Annotated in this window: 17 protein-coding genes and 1 pseudogene; 11 read left to right on the forward strand and 7 right to left on the reverse strand. The window is 75.9% G+C overall.

What is annotated here, in order from left to right; translation table 11 throughout:
* Positions 1-111: 111 nt before the first annotated feature.
* Positions 112-1,375, reverse strand: a pseudogene (locus LO771_RS11875) (DUF692 domain-containing protein); the annotation flags it as partial.
* Positions 1,376-1,690: 315 nt separating this feature from the next.
* On the opposite strand from LO771_RS11875, the gene LO771_RS11880 reads away from it, so the two are divergent.
* Complete coding sequence (locus tag LO771_RS11880) at positions 1,691-2,608, forward strand: GNAT family N-acetyltransferase (protein WP_230651104.1); 918 nt, start codon at positions 1,691-1,693, stop codon at positions 2,606-2,608.
* Between the two features lie 140 nt (positions 2,609-2,748).
* Positions 2,749-3,948: a site-2 protease family protein gene (locus LO771_RS11885; protein WP_230651107.1), complete on the forward strand. Its 1,200-nt coding sequence runs from the start codon at positions 2,749-2,751 to the stop codon at positions 3,946-3,948.
* Between the two features lie 85 nt (positions 3,949-4,033).
* Here the strand turns inward: LO771_RS11885 and msrB are convergent, their stop codons facing one another.
* The 4 genes from msrB to LO771_RS11905 form a co-directional block, all read right to left on the reverse strand.
* Positions 4,034-4,465: a peptide-methionine (R)-S-oxide reductase MsrB gene (gene msrB, locus LO771_RS11890; RefSeq protein WP_230651110.1), complete on the reverse strand. Its 432-nt coding sequence runs from the start codon at positions 4,463-4,465 to the stop codon at positions 4,034-4,036.
* A gap of 52 nt (positions 4,466-4,517) precedes the next feature.
* Positions 4,518-5,924 carry a UDP-N-acetylmuramate--L-alanine ligase gene (gene murC, locus LO771_RS11895; RefSeq protein ID WP_308188890.1) on the reverse strand — a complete coding sequence of 469 codons (1,407 nt, stop codon included), beginning with the start codon at positions 5,922-5,924 and terminating at the stop codon, positions 4,518-4,520.
* Positions 5,925-6,165: 241 nt separating this feature from the next.
* A complete protein-coding gene (locus LO771_RS11900) occupies positions 6,166-6,624 on the reverse strand; it encodes an indole-3-glycerol phosphate synthase (protein WP_230651113.1) in 459 nt (152 codons plus the stop codon).
* 210 nt (positions 6,625-6,834) lie between these two features.
* On the reverse strand, positions 6,835-7,623 hold the full coding sequence (locus LO771_RS11905) for a pyrimidine reductase family protein (RefSeq protein WP_230651116.1): 789 nt from the start codon (positions 7,621-7,623) through the stop codon (positions 6,835-6,837).
* Between the two features lie 37 nt (positions 7,624-7,660).
* Between LO771_RS11905 and zapE the strand changes: the two genes are divergently transcribed.
* The 6 genes from zapE to LO771_RS11935 all read left to right on the forward strand — a co-directional run bounded on the left by zapE (position 7,661) and on the right by LO771_RS11935 (position 15,757).
* On the forward strand, positions 7,661-8,710 hold the full coding sequence (gene zapE, locus LO771_RS11910) for a cell division protein ZapE (RefSeq protein ID WP_308188891.1): 1,050 nt from the start codon (positions 7,661-7,663) through the stop codon (positions 8,708-8,710).
* A 153-nt stretch (positions 8,711-8,863) separates the two neighbouring features.
* A complete protein-coding gene (gene uvrB, locus LO771_RS11915) occupies positions 8,864-10,963 on the forward strand; it encodes an excinuclease ABC subunit UvrB (RefSeq protein WP_230651119.1) in 2,100 nt (699 codons plus the stop codon).
* Positions 10,964-11,199: 236 nt separating this feature from the next.
* Positions 11,200-11,781, forward strand: coding sequence for a TerD family protein (locus LO771_RS11920; RefSeq protein ID WP_230651122.1), 582 nt, complete (start codon positions 11,200-11,202; stop codon positions 11,779-11,781).
* Between the two features lie 40 nt (positions 11,782-11,821).
* A complete protein-coding gene (locus LO771_RS11925; protein ID WP_230651124.1) occupies positions 11,822-13,603 on the forward strand; it encodes a TerD family protein in 1,782 nt (593 codons plus the stop codon).
* Positions 13,604-13,830: 227 nt separating this feature from the next.
* On the forward strand, positions 13,831-14,811 hold the full coding sequence (locus tag LO771_RS11930) for a TerC family protein (RefSeq protein WP_230651127.1): 981 nt from the start codon (positions 13,831-13,833) through the stop codon (positions 14,809-14,811).
* Positions 14,812-15,094: 283 nt separating this feature from the next.
* Positions 15,095-15,757, forward strand: a complete 663-nt coding sequence (locus tag LO771_RS11935) for a lamin tail domain-containing protein (RefSeq protein WP_230651130.1) — start codon at positions 15,095-15,097, stop codon at positions 15,755-15,757.
* Positions 15,758-15,864: 107 nt separating this feature from the next.
* Here LO771_RS11935 and LO771_RS11940 read toward each other — a convergent pair whose 3' ends face one another.
* Together LO771_RS11940 and LO771_RS11945 are read right to left on the reverse strand one after the other, a co-directional pair.
* Positions 15,865-16,512 (reverse strand): MBL fold metallo-hydrolase, encoded by a 648-nt coding sequence (locus LO771_RS11940; RefSeq protein WP_230651607.1) that lies wholly within the window; start codon positions 16,510-16,512, stop codon positions 15,865-15,867.
* Between the two features lie 104 nt (positions 16,513-16,616).
* Positions 16,617-17,405: a maleylpyruvate isomerase family mycothiol-dependent enzyme gene (locus LO771_RS11945; protein WP_230651133.1), complete on the reverse strand. Its 789-nt coding sequence runs from the start codon at positions 17,403-17,405 to the stop codon at positions 16,617-16,619.
* A 413-nt stretch (positions 17,406-17,818) separates the two neighbouring features.
* Between LO771_RS11945 and uvrA the strand changes: the two genes are divergently transcribed.
* The 3 genes from uvrA (at position 17,819) to LO771_RS11960 (ending at position 23,012) form a co-directional block, all read left to right on the forward strand.
* A complete protein-coding gene (uvrA, locus tag LO771_RS11950) occupies positions 17,819-20,713 on the forward strand; it encodes an excinuclease ABC subunit UvrA (protein ID WP_230651136.1) in 2,895 nt (964 codons plus the stop codon).
* A 90-nt stretch (positions 20,714-20,803) separates the two neighbouring features.
* Entirely contained in the window at positions 20,804-22,393 is a 1,590-nt protein-coding gene (locus LO771_RS11955) for a hypothetical protein (RefSeq protein ID WP_230651139.1), read from the forward strand.
* 40 nt (positions 22,394-22,433) lie between these two features.
* Positions 22,434-23,012 carry a Rieske (2Fe-2S) protein gene (locus LO771_RS11960; protein ID WP_308188892.1) on the forward strand — a complete coding sequence of 193 codons (579 nt, stop codon included), beginning with the start codon at positions 22,434-22,436 and terminating at the stop codon, positions 23,010-23,012.
* The last annotated feature ends 47 nt before the right edge of the window (positions 23,013-23,059 follow it).

The raw sequence follows: 23,059 nt of genomic DNA on the forward strand, positions 1-23,059 counted from the left end.
CCGCCCCGCGGCTCCCCGTCCTGCGGCCCCCCGCCCCGCGGGCCGGCCCCCGGGGCGCGGCGACGGCCCCGCGAGCGAGCCCGGCAGCGAACCCAGCAGGGCCCGGACCGTGCGGCGCGGCGCCGGTCCGGCCCGGTCGGCGTACCACCTCTCCAGCGCGCGCCTCTGACGCTTCGTCATCCCGTCCGCGTGGTCCAGGGCCCAGCGGGCGAACGCGAGCGCGTCCGCCCGGTAGCCGCCCGACAGCGCGGAGCCCTCCGCGTACCGCCGGAAGGCCGGGGCGAACCCGCCGCCCAGCAGCACCGGCAGCTCCGGCGCCACCTTGGCCACCGTGTCCCGCCGCTTCGCGGCCAGGCCCGCCGCCTGCACCCGCACCTGCGCCGCGTCGAAGCCGTCCGGCAGGGGCCCGCCCGCCACCAGGGCCGCCAGCAGCTCCGCCTGGCGGTGCGCCAGCCGGGTGCGGGCGAGGACCGTGCCGGGCTCCCCGGCACCCCGGGCCACCAGGTACTCGTACTCCTCAGACACCTGCCGACACCCCCCTCCGCAGCACCCCGCGCACCGCGTCCAGCTCGGCGGCCAGCGCGGCGGGCGGCGGGAAGGCGTCGTCCCGCTCCAGCAGCACGCCGGGCGGGTCGGTGCGGGCGCACAGCTCGGCCAGCACCTCCAGCACCGGCCCGGTCACCGGGTGGGCGTGGGTGTCGTGCCACACCCCGTCGACCATCACCCCGCCGCCGACGTGCACGTAGGCGAGCGCGTCCAGGGGCAGGCGGTCCAGCTCGGCCGCCGGGTCCAGGCCGAGGTTGACCCGGTTGGTGTGCAGGTTGGCGACGTCCACCAGCAGCCCCACCCCGGTCCGCTCCACCAGTTCGGCGAGGAACTGCCCCTCCGTCAGCTCGTCGTCCGGCCAGGCCAGGTGCGCGGCGACGTTCTCCAGCGCCAGCGGCACCGGCAGCTCCTGCTGGGCGATGCGGACGTTCTCCGCCACCACCGCGAGGGCGTCGCGGGTGCGCGGCACGGGCAGCAGGTGGCCCGCCTCCATGCGGGGCAGGCCGGTGCCCGCCCCGCCCGCGCGGACGAAGGCCAGGTGCTCGGTGACCAGCGGCGCGTCCAGCGCCCGCGCCGTCGCGGCGAGCGAGGCCAGCCGGTCCGGGTCGGGCAGGTCCGCGCCGCCCAGGCCCAGCGAGACGCCGTGCGGGACGACGGTCGTGCCGCGCTCCCGCAGCAGCCGCAGCGACTCCGGCAGGTGGCCCGGGCAGACGTTCTCCGCGACCACCTCCACCCAGTCGACGCCGGGCATCCGCTCCACCACCGTGTCGATCTCCGCCCGCCAGCCGATGCCCACTCCGAGACGGGGGAGTGGTGTGCCGCGTCCCATGGGCGCCCCCTTCGTGAGGCGCGGTCCGGCCGGCCGGGCTCCGTCGCCCCTGCGTGCCGCCGCGCTGTGGTGATCCGCCCCCGGGGGCGGGCCGCTCCCCGAGGAGGGCGTGCCTCCCCGGGGGCGGTGCCGGGTCGAGACCCCCGTGCCCGACCCGGATGCCGATGATGTATCCCGCAGGCGCGTCCGCCAACCGGGGGAGGCCGTTCTCAGAGCTTCATTTGAGCTTCGCCGCCCCCGCCCGCCGCCGAGGGGCCCCCGAGGGCCGGAAAACCGCGCGCGGCCGGGCTTCCGCGGGGCGTACGGTGCCGGATCGTGACCACGACCGTGCGCGGGTACCGGCCCGCAGACGCGCCCGCCGCCGCCGAGGCGGTCCGCTCCGCCTACCCGCACCTGGTGACCACGCCGGAGACGGTGGCCTGGCAGGTCGGCCGGGCCCCCGCCGGGCAGTGCTTCCGCCTCCTGGTCGCCGAGTGCGGCGGCGAGGTGGCGGGCGTCGCCCACACCGGCCTGGTGGCCGACGCCGCCGAGCCCGGCCAGGGCTTCTGCAACCCGGCCGTGCACCCCGCCCACCGGGGCCGGGGGGCGGGCACCGCCCTGCTCGCGGCCGCCGAGGAGTACCTGCGCGGCCGGGGCGCCGTCCGGGTCCACGCCTGGACGGTGGACGACGGCGTCTCGCCGGGCTTCGCCGAGCGGCGCGGCTACCGGCGGGGCCGGCGTTCCCGCGCCCTGCGGCTCGACCTCGCCGGAACCCCGCTGCCGCCCGTCCCGCCCGTCCCGGAGGGGGTCCGCCTGTGCACGGCGGCGGACCTCGCCGCCGACCCCCGCCCGCTGTACGCGGCGGACGTCGAGGCGTCCCGGGACGAGCCGGGCGACGTCGCGGTCGGCACGATCGCGTACGAGGACTGGCTCGCCACCACCTGGGACCACCCCGCCCTCGACCGCTCCCTGAGCACCGTCGCCCTCGCGGACGGCGCCGTCGCCGCCTTCACCCTCGCCCACACCGACCGGCGCGGCCGGTACCTCTCCGGGATGACCGGCACCGTCCGGGCCCACCGGGGCCGGGGCCTGGCGCGGCTGGTCAAGGCGGACTCGCTGCACCGCGCCCGCGTCGCGGGCTGCACCGAGGCCCTCACCGGCAACGACGCGGGCAACGCGCCCATGCTCGCGGTCAACGCCCGGTTCGGCTACACCCCGTACCTCGCGGAGTGGCGCTGCGTGCGGGACCTCTGAGCGGCCGCCCGGGCCGGGCGCGCCGCCGCGCGGGGCGGGGCCCGGCCCCGCCGGCCCCGCCCTCGGGACCATCGGGCCCTTCTCCGGAGCGGCGGCCCGGAGCAGCGTGGAGGACGGGGCGCGAGGGAGAGGAGCCCGCCTTGGACGGCTCGATCGGCATCGGCCGCGTCTTCGGCATCCCGCTGAAGGTGCACTGGAGCGTCCCGCTGCTGCTGGTGGTGCTCGGCTACGGCCTGGGACGGCAGGTGCTGCCGGCGTGGGTGCCCGGGCGGACGGGCGCCGCCTACGCGGCCGCCGGGCTGGTCGGCGCCCTCGTGCTGCTGGGGAGCCTGGTGCTGCACGAGGGGGCGCACGCCGTGGTCGCCCGCCGGTCCGGGGTCAAGGTCGAGGACATGACGCTCTGGGCGCTGGGCGGGGTGACCCGGATGGGGCAGCCGCAGACCCCCGGCACGATGCTGGCCGTCTCCGGCAGCGGGCCGCTGACCAGCCTGGTCCTGGGCGGCGCCTTCCTGGGGGCGGGCCTGGGGCTGCGCGCGGGGCTGGGCTGGGGGATGGCGGCGGCGCTGCTGGCCTGGCTGGGCTCGGCCAACCTCCTCCTGGGCGTCTTCAACCTGCTGCCCGCCGCGCCGCTGGACGGCGGCCGCGTCCTCCAGGCGCTGCTGTGGCGGCGCTCCGGGGACCGGGCGCGGGCCGAGCAGGTGGCCGACCAGAGCGGCCAGGTCGTCGGGTACGTGCTGATCGGGCTGGGCGTGCTCTCGGTGCTCGGCGGCTCGTCCGGCGGGTTCTGGATCGCGCTGATCGGCTTCTTCGTGGCGGTCAGCGCGGGAGCCGAGCGGCGGCGCGCGGCGCTGGGCGGCGCGCTGCACGGACTGCGGGTGTCGGACGCCATGTCCGCGCCGGTGGAGACCGGCCCGGACTGGCTGACCGCGGCCCGCTTCGTCGACGAGGTGGTGGCCCGCGGCCACCACTCCGCGCTGCCCCTGGTGGACGTGGACGGGCGGCCCACCGGCCTGGTCACCCTCCGCCGGATCGCCGCCCTCCCGCCCGCGCAGCGCGCCACGACCCGGGTGCGGGACGTGGCCCTGCCGCTGGCCCGCTGCACCACGGCCGCGCCGGGCGAGCCGCTCACCGAGGCCCTGGAGCGGGCCGCCGAGCACGGCGGCTCCCGCCTGCTGGTGGTGGACGGCGGCCGGCTGGTGGGCATCGTCACCGGCCACGACATGGCCCGGATCGTCCAGCGGCGCGCCCTGGTCGGCCCGGCCGACCGTGCCGACCTGTCCGGCCGGGACAGCCGGGTCGACCCGGGAGACCAGGCGGGCCGGGCCGGGCAGGCCGCCTAGCGGCCCCGCCCGGCCCGGGTCCGTCCCGGGTGCGCCGTCAGCCCTCGGCGCCGTCGGTCTTCAGTACCCTCGGCCCCCGGTGCCGTCAGCCCTCGGCGCCGTCCGCGGGGCGCAGCCGCAGCGAGATGCTGTTGATGCAGTACCGCTGGTCGGTGGGCGTGTCGTACCCCTCGCCCTCGAAGACGTGCCCGAGGTGCGACCCGCAGGACGCGCAGCGCACCTCCACCCGGCGCATGCCGAGGGACGTGTCCTCGATGTACTCCACCCGGTCCTCGGCCAGCGGGGAGTAGAACGAGGGCCAGCCGCAGTGGCTGTCGAACTTGGTGCCGGAGGTGAACAGCTCCGCGCCGCACGCCCGGCAGGAGTACACGCCCACGGTCCTCGTGTCGGTGTACTCGCCGGTGTGCGGCCGCTCGGTGCCCGCCTCGCGGAGCACGTGGTACTCCGCGGGGGTGAGCTCCTCGCGCCACTCGGCGTCGCTCTTCTCGACCCTGTACTTCCCGGTCTGCGGTTCCACTGCCCGCTCCTTCCGTGTGCCTGCCGTCCCCGGCCCGGGCGCGCCGCCCGGTTCAGGCACTGGCCACAACACCGTCGAGGCGGCCCAGGATTTCCGGGCCGAGGGCGGTGACGTCGCCGGCGCCCATGGTGAGCACCAGGTCGCCCTCCCGCGCGAGCGCCGCGACGGCGTCCGGGACCTCGGCCATGGTGTGGACCGCGGTGGCGTCCAGGCCGTGGCTGCGGGCCGCCTCGATGATGACGTCGCTGGTCACGCCGGGGATGGGGTCCTCACGGGCCGGGTAGACGTCGAGCACCAGGGCCGCGTCCGCCAGCGCCAGCGCCTGCCCCATCTCGGCCCCCAGCTGCTGGGTGCGGCTGAACAGGTGCGGCTGGAAGACCACCAGGACCCGGCCGCCGTCGGCGTTCTCCCGGATGGCGTCCAGGTCGGCGGCGATCTCGGTGGGGTGGTGGGCGTAGGAGTCGATCACCTGCACCCCGCGGGCCGCACCCTTGAGCTGCAGCCTCCGGTTGACGCCCGTGTACCGGCCCAGCGCCTCGGCGAGGTCGGCGGCGGGCACGCCCAGGGCGGCGCCCGCGGCGAGGGCGGCGACGGCGTTGTGGGCGTAGTGGCGGCCCGGCACCGAGACGGTGAAGGCCAGCGGTGCGCCCTCCAGCTCCACGGTGACCTCGCTGGACATGCCCTTCGGCACCACGGAGAGGATGCGCAGCGACGCGTCGGGGGACTCGCCGACCGTGACGATCCGCAGGTCGGGGCGGCCCGAGACGCGGGCGGTCAGCTCGCGGGCGCCCGGGTGGTCGGCGGAGACGACCAGGGTCCCGCCGGGCGCGACGCGGCCGACGAAGGTCTCGAACGACTCGTGGATCTCGTCGATGGAGGCGTAGTTGGCGTGGTGGTCCAGCTCCACGTTGAGCACGATCGCCACCTCGGGCGCGTACTTGTGGAACGAGCGGTCGCTCTCGTCCGCCTCGGCGACGAAGATCTCGCCGCCGCCGTGGTGCGCGTTGCTGCCCGGCCCGTCCAGGTCGCCGCCGATCGCGTACGACGGGTCGAGGCCGAGGGCGCGGAGGCTGACCGCGAGCATGCTGGTGGTGGTGGTCTTGCCGTGGGTGCCGGCGACCGCGATGGCGCGCCGGTCCGCCATCAGCGCGGCGAGCGCGTCGGCGCGGTGGATCACCGGCAGGCCGCGCCGGGCGGCCTCGGCCAGCTCCGGGTTGTCCGGGCGGATGGCGCTGGAGACGACGACACAGCCGGCCCCCGCCGGGAGGTTCTCCGCGGCGTGCCCGACGGACACCCGCACGCCGTGGGCCCGCAGGGCCGCCACGGTCTCCGACTCCCGGGAGTCGCTGCCCGACACCTCGGCGCCGCGCAGGGCGAGGATCTTCGCCAGGCCGGACATGCCGGCCCCGCCGATGCCGATGAAGTGCGGGGCGCGCAGGTCGCTCGGGGCGTCGCTCACGAATGTCTCCGAGGGGTGGTGGGCTGAGGCTGCTCGGTCCGGCGGCGCGCGGCGCGGGGCGTCGCGGGCGCCGCGGACGCAAGGACGATTCTGCACCACCCGCCGCGCGGGCCGCCGCGCCCCGCGTCCGGACGGGGTGCGGCGGGCCGTCCCGCCCGGGCTCCCCGGCGGGGCCGTCCCGCGCCCGGGGCCGCGGCCGCGGACGCCCCGGGGCCCGGGGCTCCGGATGCGGGGTCCGGGCTCAGGAGTCGTGCGCGAAGAGCTTCAGGACGGGCACCCCGGCCCGGTGCCGGGCCCGCGAGGCCCAGTCGCGGTGGAAGAACTCCTCCACGAAGTGCGGCGCGGCCAGCACGATGACCTCGTCGGCCTTGGTGTCCTCCACCACGGTCCGCAGGATGCCGAGCGGGTTGTCCGCCACCACGTGCCCGACGGCCTGCGCCCCGGCGGCCCGCAGCCGGTCCAGGGTGTGCGCCAGCGCCTGGTCGGCGGGGGTGGCGCCCTCGTCCTCCCCGCGCTCGTGCATCGCCTGCTCCAGGTGCCCGAGCGCCACGTCGTCCAGCGCCCTCAGCAGCTCGTCCTGCCGCCCGCGCGGCTGCATCAGCACGACGAAGGAGACCTCCTCCTCGCCGTGGAGCGTGGTGACCGTCTCGATGTCGGCCTCGGAGAGCGCCTTCTCGATCATCAGTACGGTGGTGAACACGTGAGTCCCCTCTTCTGCCAGGCCCCCGGTCCCTGCCTGGTCCCATAGTGCCCTTCCCCGCATCCGCGCACGTGCGAACGGTGCGGGCGGCGGAGTCGCCGAGATCACACGGGGACGCTGGGCCGTCCGGGTGCGGGGCCGCCGGGACGTGCCGGACGGGGCGGCGGGAGCGGCCCGGCCCCGGGAGGGAGCGGCCCGCCCCCGGCCCGGCTACCGGCCGGCCCGCGCGTAGCGGGCGAAGAGGAAGCCGTCCTCCTCCAGCAGCGAGCGCAGCTCCATCCGCTGCGCCGCCGCGAGCTGCGGGCCGTGCATGATCCGGGGCGCGTCGCCCGCCACGACCAGCGGCGCCAGCGACAGGCACAGCTCGTCCAGCAGCCCGGCCGCCGCCAGCTGGCCCAGCAGCCGCGGGCCGCCCTCGGTGAGCAGCCTGGTCCAGCCGCGGTCGGCGAGCGCCCGCACCGCCGCCGCCATGTCCACCTGCTCCCCGCCCGCCACCACCACGTCGGCGACCTCCGCGGCGGCCCGGCGCGCCCCGGCGGGCGCCGCCTCGGCGGTGACCACCACCGTGCGCACCAGCGGCCCGGTGAAGAGCGGGGCCGAGAAGTCGAGGTCCAGGTTGCGGCTGACCACGGCGACCGCCGGCGCCGGGGCCTGGCCGCGCGCCGCCCGGGCCGCCGCGAAGGCCTCCCGGGCCCGCGCGGGCCGGTACCCCTCGCTGCGGACGGTCTCCGCGCCCACCAGCACCACGTCCGACAGGGCCCGCAGCACCCCGAAGACCCGCTTGTCGGCGGTGCCCGACAGGCCCTCGGAGTGGCCGTCCCAGCGGGCGGCGCCGTCCAGCGAGGCGACCATGTTGGCCCGCAGCCACGGGGTGCCGACACCCCGGTCCGCGGCGTCGGGGTAGGCGTAGACGGCGGCCAGCCCCTCCAGGGTCCCCGGATCGGCGGCGGGGCGGCGGGCGTCGGCGGCGCCGGCGGGATCGGTGAGGAGGCTGCGCATACCGGGCAGTCTTCCACGCCCCGTAGGCTGTACCACCGTGCCAGCCGTTCCCCACACCCGCCCCGCCGGCCTCTGCGAGCGCCACCCCGTCGTGCCCGCCGACCGCCTGGTGGCCGAGATGGTGCCGCCGCCGCGCTTCGGCGGCGTCAGCTTCTCCTCGTACATACCCGACGCCGGGCAGCCCAGCCAGGCCGAGGCGGTCCGGGTGCTGGAGGGGTTCGCCGCCGGCCTGGACGGCCGCGCGGGCGGCGGCGGCCGCCGCCGCTGGTTCCGCCGGGCCGCCCAGGAGCCGTCCGGCCCCGCCGGGGTCTACCTCGACGGCGGCTACGGCGTCGGCAAGACCCACCTGCTGGCCTCCCTGTGGCACGCCGTCCCCGGCCCCAAGGCGTTCGGCACCTTCGTCGAGCTGACCAACCTCGTCGGCGCCCTCGGCTTCCAGCAGGCCGTGCAGGCGCTCTCCGGGCACCGGCTGCTCTGCATCGACGAGTTCGAGCTGGACGACCCGGGCGACACCGTCCTCGTCTCGACCCTGCTCGGCAGGCTCGTGGAGAACGGCGTCCGGCTCGCCGCCACCTCCAACACCCTCCCCGACCGGCTCGGCGAGGGCCGCTTCGCCGCCGCCGACTTCCTGCGCGAGATCCAGGGCCTCGCCGCCCACTTCCGCCCGCTGCGCATCGACGGCGAGGACTACCGCCACCGCGGCCTGCCCGAGGCCCCGGCCCCGCACGCCGACGACGCCGTCACCGCCGCCGCCGCCCGCACCCCGGGCGCCTCGCTCGACGACTTCGGCGACCTGCTCGACCACCTCGCCACCGTCCACCCCAGCCGCTACGGCGCGCTGCTCGACGGCGTGGAGGCGGTCTTCCTGCGCGGCGTGCGGCCGGTCCCCGACCAGGCCACCGCGCTGCGCCTGGTGGTGCTCGCCGACCGCATGTACGACCGCGAGCTGCCGGTCGTCGCCTCCGGCACGCCCTTCGACGCGGTCTTCGGCGAGGAGATGCTGCGGGGCGGCTACCGCAAGAAGTACCTGCGGGCCGTCTCCCGGCTGGTCGCGCTCGCCCGCGACGGCGCCCGGACCGTCTCCTAGGCCCGCGCGCCCGCCCGTCGGCCCGCGCGCCCGCCGGCCGGCCGCCCGCCCGTCGGGCCGTCAGGCCGGTGCCGCGGGCCGGTGCGGCCCGCCGGGTCCGGCCGCGGCGGGATCCGGCCCCGGTTGTCGGCGGCGGGTCGTACGGTGGGTGTCGTGCGACCCATCACCGAGATCAAGCGGTCCGTGGCGCCCTTCGAGGTCGTCAGCCCCTACCAGCCCAACGGCGACCAGCCCGCCGCCATCAACGAGCTGGAGCGCCGCATCCGCGCGGGCGAGAAGGACGTGGTGCTCCTCGGCGCGACCGGCACCGGCAAGTCCGCCACCACCGCGTGGATGATCGAGCGCCTCCAGCGCCCGACCCTCGTGATGGCGCCCAACAAGACCCTCGCCGCCCAGCTCGCCAACGAGTTCCGCGAGCTGCTGCCCAACAACGCCGTCGAGTACTTCGTCTCGTACTACGACTACTACCAGCCCGAGGCGTACGTCCCGCAGACGGACACCTACATCGAGAAGGACTCCTCGATCAACGAGGAGGTCGAGCGGCTGCGCCACTCCGCGACCAACTCGCTGCTCACCCGCCGCGACGTGGTCGTGGTCGCCTCCGTCTCCTGCATCTACGGCCTGGGCACCCCGCAGGAGTACGTCGACCGCATGGTCCCGCTGAAGGTGGGCGAGGAGGTCGACCGCGACGCCCTGCTGCGCCGCTTCGTCGACATCCAGTACACCCGCAACGACCTCGCCTTCACCCGCGGCACCTTCCGGGTGCGCGGCGACACCGTCGAGATCTTCCCGGTGTACGAGGAGCTGGCCGTCCGGATCGAGATGTTCGGCGACGAGATCGAGGCGCTGTACACCCTGCACCCCCTCACCGGCGAGATCGTCTCCGAGGACAGCGAGCTCTACGTCTTCCCCGCCTCCCACTACGTGGCCGGGCCGGAGCGGATGGAGCGGGCCATCGGCGAGATCGAGAAGGAGCTCGCCGAGACCCTGGAGCGCATGGAGAGGCAGGGCAAGCTGCTGGAGGCCCAGCGGCTGCGGATGCGCACCACCTACGACATCGAGATGATGCGCCAGATCGGCACCTGCTCCGGCATCGAGAACTACTCCCGGTTCATCGACGGCCGCGCCCCCGGCACCGCGCCCAACACCCTCCTCGACTACTTCCCGGAGGACTTCCTCCTGGTCATCGACGAGTCGCACGTCACCGTGCCGCAGATCGGCGCCATGTACGAGGGCGACGCCTCCCGCAAGCGCACCCTGGTCGAGCACGGCTTCCGGCTGCCCTCGGCGATGGACAACCGGCCGCTGAAGTGGGAGGAGTTCCAGGAGCGGATCGGCCAGACCGTCTACCTCTCCGCCACCCCCGGCCCGTACGAGCTCTCCCGCGGCGACGGCCAGGTGGAGCAGATCATCCGCCCCACCGGCCTCGTCGACCCCGAGGTGATCGTCAAGCCCACCCAGGGGCAGATCGACGACCTCGTCCACGAGGTGCGCACCCGCACCGAGAAGGACGAGCGCGTCCTCATCACCACCCTCACCAAGAAGATGGCCGAGGACCTCACCGACTACATGCTGGAGCTGGGCATCCGCGTCCGGTACCTGCACAGCGACATCGACACCCTGCGCCGGGTGGAGCTGCTGCGCGAGCTGCGGGCCGGCGAGTACGACGTCCTGGTCGGCATCAACCTGCTCCGCGAAGGCCTGGACCTGCCCGAGGTGTCGCTCGTCGCCATCCTCGACGCCGACAAGGAGGGCTTCCTGCGCTCCGGCACCTCGCTGATCCAGACCATCGGCCGCGCGGCGCGCAACGTCTCCGGCCAGGTCCACATGTACGCCGACCGGATCACCCCGGCGATGGAGAAGGCCATCGAGGAGACCAACCGGCGCCGCGAGAAGCAGACGGCGTACAACCGGGAGCACGGCATCGACCCGCAGCCGCTGCGGAAGAAGATCGGCGACATCCTCGACACCATCGCCCGCGAGGACGTCGACACCGCCGAGCTGCTCTCCACCGGCTACCGCGGCGCGGGCAAGGGCAAGGCGCCCGTCCCCGCACTCGGCAAGGGCGGCACCGACGGGCGCGACGCGAAGTCCCTGCCCGCCGCCGAGCTGGCCGAGCTGATCCAGAGCCTCACCGACCAGATGCACACCGCCGCGGCCGAGCTGCAGTTCGAGGTCGCGGCGCGGCTGCGCGACGAGGTCGGGGAGCTGAAGAAGGAGCTCCGCCAGATGCGCGAGGCGGGCATGGTCTGAACCACCTCCCCCCGGCGGACGCCCTCCCCGGGCGTCCGCCGGGGGAATGTCTCAGCAGCGCCACAAAGGGGTAGGCCCTGCGTGGCGGCGGACCCGGTTGGCCATAGGGTGTGCACGGCGGGGGCTGATCCTGTTCCCGCGGCGCGCTCCCGCGACCGCGGTGCCGCGCCGGAACACGTGTGAGGGGGGCCTCGGCCGTCAGGGCATCGGGGCGATCCGGAGGAGAGGACGGCATCGTGACGGTGAACCTGGCGAAGGGCCAGAGTGTCAGCCTGCAGAAGTCCACGGGAGAGTCGCTGTCGGTCGTGCGGATGGGCCTCGGCTGGAAGGCCGCCCCCCGCCGCGGCCTGTTCGGCACCCGCACCCGCGAGATCGACCTCGACGCCTCGGCGGTGCTCTACGCCGACAAGACCCCGTCCGACGTGGTCTTCTTCCAGCACCTGGTGAGCAACGACGGCTCGATCCGCCACACCGGCGACAACCTCGTCGGCGGTGTCGGTGCGGGCGGCGACGACGAGTCGATCCTGGTGGACCTGCCCCGCGTGCCGGTCCACATCACCCAGATCGTCTTCACCGTCAGCTCCTACACCGGACAGAACTTCCAGCAGGTGGAGAACGCCCACTGCCGCCTGGTCGACGAGGCCACCGGCCAGGAGCTCGCCCGCTACGACCTGGCCGGCGGCGGCGCCCACACCGGCCAGATCATGGCCAAGGTCTACCGCGACGGGTCCGGCGGCTGGCAGATGGCCGCGATCGGCGCCCCGGCGCAGGCCCGCACCTTCCAGGACATGCTCCCCGCCATCGCGCCGTTCCTGTAGCAGGCGGCGGGGGAGGGGCGCAGGGGGAGGGGCACGGGCGGTGACCGCCGAACTGGTACCGGGGCAGAACCACCCGCTGCCCTCCGCACGACTGGAGGTCCGGGTCTCGGCCGCCCGGCCGGTGGCCGCCGCGGTGGTGCTCACCGACGGCTCCGGCCGCGCCCCCGGCCCCGGCCGTGTCGCCCACTGCGGCGCCGCGCCGCCCCCGGGCGTCGCCGCGCCGGGGCCGCCGGCGGCCGGCCACCACCTCGCCCTCGACCTCGGCGCTCTGCCCCCGGGGGTCGAGCGGCTGCACCTCGCCCTGGCACTGCCGCCCGGTGCGGGCGCCTTCGGTGCCACCGCGGCCCCGCACACCGACGTGGCCACCCCGGACGGCACCGGGGTGGCCTCCTTCACCCTCGCGGGGCTCACCGCGGAGACCGCCGTGGTCGCCCTGGAGTTCTACCTCCGGGCGGGGGCCTGGAAGGTGCGCGCCGTCGGCCAGGGCTACGCGGGCGGCATGGCGGCACTGCTGCACGACCACGGTGTGCCGGACGCCGCCGCGCTGGCGGCCGCCGTCACCGCCGGACCCGACCGCCCCGTGCACCCCGGCTCCGGGCTTCCCGGCCCCGGGCGTCCCCGTCCCACCCCGTCCGCCACCGCCCCCAACGCCACCGCCCCGACGCCTCCGCCCGCCACCGCCGGGCCGCCGGTGCCCGTCGCCGGCGACGCCCCGGGCCTGACCATGGACGAGCGCCTGTACAACCAGGTGTGGGGCGTCTTCGAGGACGCCGCCCGCTCCGCCGCCGCCTACCGCTCCGCCGCGGACTTCGCCGACAGCCGGCAGGAGGCCGAGCTCGAAGCCCTGCTCGCCGATCCCGCCGCCCGCTTCGGGCCCGCCGCCGAGTCCGCCCGCCGGGAGATCCGTGCCCGCCGCGACGACCTGGAGCGGCGGGCACGGGAGGTCCTGGAGCGCGACAGCGCCCAGCTGCTGGCCGAGATGCGGGCGGTGGAGGCCGCGATGCCCGCACCCATGGCCCGGTGGGACGCCCCCGTCTGGGCCGACTGGCGCGCCCCGCGGGAGGAGCCCCCGTACGCGGTGCGCCTCGGCGACCTCCACCTGCCCGACCACCCCGGGCTGCGCGTCCCCATGCTGGTCCGGATGCCGCTGCCGCGCGGCCTCTGGGTCGACGCCGGCGCCTCGCCCGACCACGGCGTCCCGGGCCCCGGTGTCCCCGGCCCGCCGCCTGGCCGCGGAGGGCTGCGCGGCACCGCGGCGGCGGTCGCCGCGGCCCTCGCCGCCCGCCTGCTGGCCTGCCGTCCGCCGGGCGGCATGCTGCTGCACGCCGTGGACCCCGACGGTGCGGCGGCCGCCGCACTGGCGCCCTTCGCCCGCGCGGGCCTCCTGGCCGGACCGCCCGCGACCGGCCTCCCCGCCGTGGCGGCACTGGTGGACTCGCTCGTGAAGCGCGTCGACCTGGTCCGGATGGCGCTGCGGGGCGGGGCGGACGACGCCCTCCCGCCGTCCGTGGACCGGGCCGCGCGGCTGCTGCTGGTGCACGACTTCCCGTACGGGTTCGACGACCGGACGGTGGGCGGGCTGCGCTACCTCGCCGAGGAGGGGCCGGCCGCGGGGGTCCACCTGCTGCTCGTCGCGGACCGGGCGGACGCCGCCGGGTACGGGCCGGCGCTGGACCCGTTCTGGCACGGCCTGACCAGGCTGTCCCCGGTTCCCCAGGACTGCCTGGCGGACCCGTGGGTGGAGCACGTGTGGACCTTCGAGCCGCTGGTCCCGGCACCCGGCAGCACCGTCGTCACCGACCTGCTGCACCGGCTCGCCTGACACCCCGCACCCCGGTGCTCTTTACCTTCGCAGGGTCTTTCTTTACCTTTCCTTGGTTCTTCGGGTAGAGTTCTTTGCATCGGAGGGGAGTACTCCCCCGCAGCGTCCTCGTCATCACGGCGCCGTCCGGCAGAGCCGGCGGCACCCGGGGGCGTTGGTCCGCCCAGCCGCGGACGGAAGAGACCTCCGGCAGCCGACGAATGTCCGCCGAATCTGCCGGAGGTGCAGTGGACGTCTCCCTGGCCATGTGGGCCTCGACCATCCTGGCGCTGTGCGCCCTCATCGCTGCCGACTTCTTCATCGGCGGCCGCAAGCCGCACGAGGTCTCCCTGCGGGAGGCCGGTGCCTGGACCGCCGTCTGGGTCGTGCTGGCGGTCCTCTTCGGCGGCTTCCTGTGGTGGCACTCCGGCGCGCAGCCGGCCGGCGAGTTCTTCGCCGGGTACATCACCGAGAAGTCGCTCAGCGTCGACAACCTCTTCGTCTTCATCCTGATCATGGCGAAGTTCGCCGTGCCGCGGGCCTACCAGCAGCGCGTGCTGATGGTGGGCGTGCTGATCGCCCTCGTGCTCCGCGCCGTCTTCATCGCGGCCGGCGCCGCCGTGATCGGCAGCTTCTCCTGGGTCTTCTTCCTCTTCGGCGCGTTCCTGATCTGGACCGCCTGGAAGCTCGTCCAGGACGCGCGCTCCGACGAGGAGGAGGACGAGTTCGAGGAGAACCGCCTGCTCAAGGCCGTGCAGAAGCGTTTCCCCGCCACCGACCGCTACCACGGTACGAAGCTGGTCGTCCGGGAGGGCGGCCGGCGCCTGATCACCCCGATGCTCGTCGTCATGGTGGCGATCGGCACCACCGACGTGCTCTTCGCCCTCGACTCCATCCCCGCGATCTTCGGGCTGACGCAGGACCCGTACATCGTCTTCACCGCCAACGCCTTCGCCCTCATGGGCCTGCGGCAGCTGTACTTCCTCATCGGCGGCCTGCTGACGAAGCTGGTCCACCTCTCCTACGGCCTGTCGATCATCCTGGGCTTCATCGGTGTGAAGCTGGTGCTGCACGCCCTGCACGAGGCGGGCGTGCACGTCCCCGAGATCGGCATCCCGCTCTCGCTGGGCGTCATCTGCACCGTGCTGGCCGTCACCACGGTGACCAGCCTCGTCGCCTCCCGCCGCAGGGCGGACGACGAGGCCGCGCGGGAGCGGGTCGACGCCTGACCGCTCCGCCCCTCCGGCCGCGCCCCCGCGCCGCCCGGCCGCGCCCCCTCCCGGGTCCCCCGGCAGGGGGCGCGGCCGTGCCGCCCCCTGGAGCGGGGGCGGTGCGCGGGAACCGGGACCGGCGCGCGTCCGGTACCCGGCCCCGGCCCGGGGCCCCCGCCCCAGGACCACCTATCCGAGCGAATACCGCCGCGAGCAGGGGCGACGCGCCCCGAACCCCTCATACGGTCATTCCAACGGCGCAGCCGCACCTGGGCGGCGCCAACGAACCATGGGGACACACATGCACGCACGCCGCATCGCCTCCACCCTCCTCGCCGCCGCCACGGCGGTCGTCCTCGGTGCCGGCGCGGCCCAGGCCGCCGACCACGACCACGGGCGCCACGGCCTCGAGCGCGACCCGCGCGCCTCGGTCGAGCTCGGCCGGGTCCATCACGACCGCGACGCCCGCCGTGAGTGGATCACCGTCGTGAACACCGGCCGCCACGGCGTGGACCTGGAGGGCTGGACCCTCTCGGACCGCGACCGCCACACCTACCGCTTCGGCCACCTCTACCTGCGCGGGCACGACGAGGTCCGGGTCTACACCGGGCGCGGCCGCGACCACCGCCACGAGGTGTTCCAGGGCCGCTGGCGGCCGCTGTGGGACCGCGAGGACACCGCCGTCCTGCGGGACGACCGGGGCCGCGTGATCGACCGCGAGACCTGGGGCGACCGCGACCGCGACCACGACGGCCGTGGCCGCGGCGACCACGACGGCCGTGACCACGACGGGCGGGGTCGCGGCGACCACGACGGCCGCGGCGACCACAACGACCCGGGCACCCCCGGCAACCCGAACCCGGGCACCCCGGGCACCACCACCCCGGTCGGCACCGGCGGCCAGGGCGGCTCCGGAAACCAGGGCGACCACGGCAACCAGGGCGACCACGGCCGCGGCCGCTGACCCCAGGACATGCCGCAGGGCCGCCCGCACCCCCGGTGCGGGCGGCCCTGCGGTGCGGGCGGCGGGCCCCGGCGGGGTCCGCCGCCCGCGGTGTCACCGGCCCCGTGTCACCAGCCCCGGGCGCGCCACTCCGCCAGGTGCGGCCGCTCCGCGCCGAGGGTGGTGTCGTCGCCGTGGCCGGGGTAGACCCAGGTCTCGTCGGGCAGGGTGAAGACCTTGGCCTCCAGCCCGTCCATCAGCGAGGTGAAGTCCTCGGGCCGCGTCGTCCTCCCCGGCCCGCCGGGGAAGAGGCAGTCCCCGGTGAACAGGTGCGGGTGGCCCTGCGGGTCGTCGTAGACCAGCACGACGGCTCCGGGCGTGTGGCCGACCAGGTGGTGGACGGTCAGCTCCACCTGCCCGACCCGGACCGTGCCGCCCTCGTCCAGGAGCAGGTCGGTGGGGACGGCGATGCCCTCCGCGTCGTGGCGGCCCGCGGCGGTGCGGGCCCCGGTGGCCGCGACCACGTCGGCCAGCGCGGACCAGTGGTCGCGGTGGCGGTGGGTGGTGACCACGGTGGCGAGCCGGTCGCCGACCGTCTCCAGCAGGGTCGGCGCGTCCGCCGCGGCGTCGACCAGCAGCTGCTCGTCGGTGGCCCGGCAGCGCAGCAGGTAGGCGTTGTTGTCCATCGGCCCCACCGCCACCTTGGTGATCATCAGGTGGGCCAGCTCGCGCACCTCCGCCGGCCCGCCGACCCTCACCGCTCCGTGGTACGGCATGCCGTCCTCCTCTTCCTCGTCCTCGCCGTCCGCACCGGCCTCCCGGCCATGATCGCGCACCCGGCCCCGGGCCTCATCCCGCCCCCGCCGTTCCCGGCGGGCCGTCACGCCATGGGCGGCAGCTCCGGCAGCGCGGTCCGCGGGTCGGCCAGCGGGTCGTCGCCGCGGTGGACCTGGAGGCCGTCGCCGTCCGAGCGGCCGGAGAGCCAGGCCACCAGCCCGCGGACCGGCCCCTCCACGGTCAGCTCCGGCTCCCCGTCCGCCGCGCCGATGCGCAGGTCGTGCTCCCCGCCCTCCGTGAGCAGCCGGACCGCCGGCACGCCCTCCTCGCCGCGGTACCGTGCGGCCAGCCGCTCCAGCTCGCGGGCGGCGAAGCCCGCCGTCCAGTGCGCGGGCGTGTAGCCGGCGCCGAGGTCCACGTGGTGGTACTCCAGCTCCTGGAGCCGCTTGGCGGGGATCTCCGAGGCCGGGAACAGGTACCCGCTGCGGTGGCGGACCCGGGAGGACCACGCCTCGTCCGGCAGGGACGCGGCCGCCGCCGCGAAGCGCTCCTGCGCGGCCGCGAGGTCGGCGAGCTGCTCGTCGAGCGGGCGCCCCGCCCCCTCCCGGATGCCCCGCTCGCGGGCGTCGCCGTCGGCGTACGCGGGGATGTCCCGCCCCTCGCGGGCGCCGGTGAGCAGGTTGACGAGCGAGTCGGCGTTCCGGGCGAGGTGGGCCAGCACGTGGCCGCGGGTCCAGCCGGGCAGCAGCGAGGGCCCGGCCAGGCCGTCGGGGTCCAGCTCCGCCGCGGTGCGCAGGACGCGCTCGGCGGCCTCGGCGACCTCCGCCAGGTCGTCGCGGACGGCGGCGGGCGCGCCGGGGGCCGGGGTGGCGGGCTCGGTCGCTGCGGACATGGGACCTCCTGCGGGTCGACGGCGTTTCCCTTGCGCGTCCCGGTCGTTGGTCCGGGGGAGGCGCACTGCGGACGCTACCCGCGATCCCCGTTCCCAACGGGGGTTTCCCCGGCCGGTGCGGCGCGCCGGGGCGGGAGCCGCGTCACCCGTTCGGGTGGTCCCGGCTGGACAGGCTCGATATTCGAACGCGTGAGCTATAGGCTGTCTTTCCGAACCTGGAAGAAACGCCCGACCCGCGTGGTTACGATCCCTGTGGGCCTGACGACGCGGCCCCGCAGCGCCGCGTCCGCTCGACCACGGGCCGAGAACGCCGGGCGGGGCCGACCAGCCCCGTCGCGCTCCGCCCGGCCCCCCGCCACGGGGGCCGCGGCACCGACCAGCCCCTGCCCCCTCCCCGGAGAAAGGCGCACAGCGTGGCAGACCGCCTCATCGTCCGCGGTGCTCGCGAGCACAACCTGAAGAACGTCTCGCTCGACCTGCCCCGCGACTCGCTCGTCGTCTTCACGGGGCTCTCGGGCTCCGGCAAGTCGTCGCTGGCCTTCGACACCATCTTCGCCGAGGGCCAGCGCCGCTACGTGGAGTCGCTCTCCTCGTACGCCCGGCAGTTCCTCGGGCAGATGGACAAGCCCGACGTCGACTTCATCGAGGGGCTCTCCCCGGCCGTCTCCATCGACCAGAAGTCGACCTCCCGCAACCCCCGCTCCACGGTCGGCACCATCACCGAGGTCTACGACTACCTGCGGCTCCTCTTCGCCCGCATCGGCCGGCCGCACTGCCCGCACTGCGGCCGGCCGATCGCCCGGCAGACCCCGCAGGCGATCGTCGACCGGGTGCTGGAACTGGCGGAGGGCACCCGCTTCCAGGTGCTCAGCCCGCTGGTGCGCGGCCGCAAGGGGGAGTACGTCGACCTCTTCGCCGACCTCCAGGCCAAGGGCTACGCCCGCGCCCGGGTGGACGGCGCCACGGTGCAGCTCACCGAGCCGCCGACGCTGAAGAAGCAGGAGAAGCACACCATCGAGGTGGTCGTCGACCGCCTCACGGTCAAGGAGTCCGCCAAGCGCCGGCTCACCGACTCCGTGGAGACCGCGCTCGGCCTCTCCGGCGGCATGGTGGTGCTCGACTTCGTCGACCTGCCCGAGGACGACCCGCAGCGCGAGCGGATGTTCTCCGAGCACCTCTACTGCCCGTACGACGACGTCTCCTTCGAGGAGCTGGAGCCGCGGTCGTTCTCCTTCAACTCGCCGTTCGGCGCCTGCCCGGAGTGCACCGGCATCGGCACCCGCATGGAGGTCGACCCCGAGCTGGTCGTCCCCGACGAGGAGAAGTCGCTCGACGAGGGCGCCATCCACCCCTGGTCGCTCGGCCACACCAAGGAGTACTTCCAGCGGCTGGTCGGCGCCCTCTCCAAGGAGCTGGGCTTCCGCACCGACATCCCCTTCGCCGGCCTGCCGGCCCGCGCCCGCAAGGCCCTGCTGTACGGCCACAAGACCCAGATCGAGGTGCGCTACCGCAACCGCTACGGGCGTGAGCGCTCCTACACCACCTCCTTCGAGGGCGCGGTGCCGTTCGTGCAGCGGCGCCACTCGGAGGCGGAGAGCGACTCCAGCCGCGAGCGCTTCGAGGGCTACATGCGCGAGGTGCCGTGCCCCGGCTGCCAGGGCACGCGGCTCAAGCCGGTGGTGCTGGCCGTCACCGTCCAGGACCGGTCCATCGCGGACGTCGCGGCGATGTCCATCAGCGACTGCGCCGACTTCCTGCAGGGCCTGACCCTGACCGACCGTGAGAAGACCATCGCCGAGCGGGTGCTGAAGGAGGTCAACGAGCGGCTGCGGTTCCTGGTCGACGTCGGCCTGGACTACCTCTCCCTCAACCGCGCCGCCGGCACCCTCTCCGGCGGTGAGGCGCAGCGCATCCGCCTGGCCACCCAGATCGGCTCCGGCCTGGTCGGCGTGCTCTACGTGCTGGACGAGCCGTCCATCGGCCTCCACCAGCGCGACAACCACCGGCTCATCGAGACCCTGGTGCGGCTGCGGGACCTCGGCAACACCCTGATCGTGGTGGAGCACGACGAGGACACCATCCGCACCTCCGACTGGGTCGTGGACATCGGCCCCGGCGCGGGCGAGCACGGCGGCAGGGTGGTCCACTCCGGGCCGCTGGCCGAGCTGCTGGCCAACGACGAGTCGATGACCGGGCAGTACCTGTCCGGCAAGCGCGCCATCCCCACGCCGGAGAAGCGGCGGCCGCGCGACCGCAAGCGGCAGATCGTCGTCCACGGCGCCCGCGAGCACAACCTCAAGGACGTCACCGTCGGCTTCCCGCTCGGCACGCTGACCGCCGTCACCGGCGTCTCCGGATCCGGCAAGTCCACCCTGGTCAACGACATCCTCTACACCCACCTCGCGCGGGAACTCAACGGCGCCCGCAGCGTGCCCGGCCGGCACACCCGGGTCACCGGCACCGACCTGGTGGACAAGGTCGTCCACGTCGACCAGTCGCCGATCGGGCGCACCCCGCGCTCCAACCCCGCGACCTACACCGGCGTCTTCGACCACATCCGCCGCCTCTTCGCCGAGACCACCGAGGCCAAGGTCCGCGGCTACCTGCCCGGCCGGTTCTCGTTCAACGTCAAGGGCGGCCGCTGCGAGAACTGCTCCGGCGACGGCACCATCAAGATCGAGATGAACTTCCTGCCGGACGTCTACGTCCCCTGCGAGGTCTGCCACGGCGCCCGCTACAACCGGGAGACGCTGGACGTCCACTACAAGGGCAAGTCCATCGCCGAGGTGCTGGACATGCCGATCGAGGAGGCGCTGCACTTCTTCGAGGCGGTGCCCGCCATCGCCCGCCACCTGCGCACCCTCAACGAGGTCGGCCTCGGCTACGTCCGCCTCGGGCAGTCCGCGCCCACCCTCTCCGGCGGTGAGGCGCAGCGCGTCAAGCTCTCCTCCGAGCTGCAGAAGCGCTCCACCGGGCGCACCGTCTACGTCCTGGACGAGCCCACCACCGGCCTCCACTTCGAGGACATCAGCAAGCTGATCAAGGTCCTCTCTGGCCTGGTGGAGAAGGGCAACACGGTCATCGTCATCGAGCACAACCTCGACGTGATCAAGACCGCCGACTGGGTCGTGGACATGGGGCCGGAAGGCGGCCACGGCGGCGGCGGGGTCGTCGCGGAGGGCACCCCGGAGGAGGTCGCGGCCGTGGGCGAGAGCCACACCGGCAAGTTCCTCCGGGACATCCTCGGCGACCGGGTCAGCGACGCCCCGCCGGTCGCGAAGCGGGCGCGGCGCAAGAGCGCCGTGTAGCGGTACGCGCCCCCGCCGACCGTGTGGTTCCGTCCCCGGGCGGAGCGCCGGTCGGCGGGCGGCGGGGGCGCGGTGCCCACCATGGGCGGTATGTCCGCACCGAGTGCCGCCGCAGAGGCCCCCGATCCGCTGGACCGCGCCGCCGCCCCGTCGGGTCAGGACGACCCGTCGGGTCAGGGCGTCCTGCCGGGCCCGGACGGCCCGGCGGGCCAGGACGGCTCCTCGGCCCGGGACGCGTCATCGGGCCACTCCGGCCCGCCGGTCCGGGACGCGCCGGTCCAGGACGGCCCGGCGGAGCAGTGCGGGCCGTCGCAGCCGCACACGCATCCCAGGCCCGCCGCAGCCCGGCCCCGCCGGTCCGCGGCCACGCTGCCGCTGCTGGTGGTCCTGGTGTTCGCCGCCCTCCAGACGGTCGCCCACCCCGTCTGGACCCTCTCCAACGACTCCTACCGCTACGCCCGGCAGAGCCTGGAGTTCCTGGGCGTGCCGCCCGCCGAGGCCCGCAGCCGCGCCGTCGCCGCCTACTGCGCGAGCGACGCCGCCCGCCTCGCGCGGATCCGCCGGCTGGACCCGGCGGCCTCCGGCCCGGCGGACGCCGCCCGCCGGGCCGACCTGCGCTCCTGCCTCCGGGCCAACGCCGCCGGCCTCTCCCCGACCGACCCCCGGTACGAGCGGATCTTCACCACCCGGCCCGGCTACCCGCTGCTGATCTCCCCGGCCGTGGCCCTCCTCGGCGTCGCCCGCGGCATGTGGCTGACCGGCCTGCTGCTCACGGCGGGCTCCTCCCTGCTCGTCGTCGCCCTGCTGCGCCAGGCGGGCGCCTCGCCGACCGCGGCCACCGCCGGGCAGCTGCTCTTCCTCTGCTGCCGCCTCGGCTGGTGGTCCACCCAGCCGCTCGCCGAGGGGGCGGTCACCACCGGGGTGCTCGCCGCGCTGCTCGGCGGCTGGTGGCTGCTGCACGGCCGCACCCGCGCGGGCGCGGCGCTCCTGCTCGGCGCCCTCGCCGCCACCACCGCGGTCAAGTACCCCACCGCCCTCATGCTGGCCTGCGCCCTGGCCGCCGCGGCCGTCTGCCGCCTGCTCGGCCGGGCCGCCCGCCCCCGGCCCGGCGCCGGCACCCGTACCGGCACCCGCACCGGCACGGACACCGCCGCCGACACCGCTGCCGGGACCCGCTCCGGGGCCGTCCTGCTGGCGGCGCTCGCCGGCTCCGCGGCGGCGCTGATCGCGGTCGGCACGACCGCGCTGCGCCTCCCGGACGCGGCCGAGACCCTCCAGGACACCTTCACCCGCAGCTTCCACCGCCCCCCGGTCGCCGACGTCTGGCAGCGGCTGCTCCGCCTGGACGCCCACTACGGGGAGCAGTGGCTGCGCGACCAGGCCGCCCAGCCCCTGCTCCCGGCGCTGCTCTGCCTCGCCGGCTGGGCCCTGGCCCGCCGCTGCCGCACCCTCGGCGTGCTGGCCGCGGCCGCCGCCGCGGTCGGCGCCGCCACGGCCGCCGCCCACCCCGTCGCCGCCCAGCAGGACCGGCTCTGGGCCCTCCTCTGGGTCCCGGCGGTGCTCGGCGCGCCGTTCGCGCTCGACCTGCTCCGCCCCGTACCGCGCGCGGAGCCCGCCTCCTCCGCCGCGGTACCCGCCGCCCCGCAGGGCTCCGGAGCCGTCGCGGCCTTCCGGCGGTAGAGTGCGACGACCAGGAGCCGGGACCCACGGAGCAGCGACCATGCACCACGCCGACAGCGGACGTTCCGACACCCCCACCGCCACCCCGGCCGGTACCGCCACCCCGGCCGGCGCCGGCCGTCCCGCCTGCACGGGCTGTGCCGCCGTCCCGGCGGACGCCCGGCCCGCGGCGTCGGCCCGGCCCGCGGCCGCCCCGCAGCCCGCAGCCCCTGCCGGCGCCCCCACGCGGCGCGCCGTCCTGCGCGGCGCCGCCGCAGCCGGCGCCGGAGCGCTCGGCCTCGCCGCCTGCTCCCCCTCCGGGGGCTCCTCGGCGCCCGCGTCCGCCGGTCCGGTCGACCTCGGCGACGCGGCGGCGGTCCCGGTCGGCGGCGGCGTCGTCCACCGCGACGACCGGATCGTCGTCACCCAGCCCGCCAAGGGCGAGTTCAAGGCGTTCAGCGCCCGCTGCACGCACGCCGGCTGCATCGTGGACAAGGTCGCCGACGGCCTCATCCAGTGCCCCTGCCACGGCAGCCGGTTCCGCATCGCCGACGGCTCGGTGGCCGACGGCCCGGCCCCCCGGCCCCTGCCCGCGGTCCCCGTCGCGGTCCGGGGCGGCCGCCTGGTCGCGGGCGGCTGACGCCCCGCCGTCCCGGCCGCCGCCGCGCCGGCCGCCGCCGCACCGCC

The organism is Streptacidiphilus sp. ASG 303, assembly GCF_020991365.1.
Lineage (GTDB): Bacteria > Actinomycetota > Actinomycetes > Streptomycetales > Streptomycetaceae > Peterkaempfera.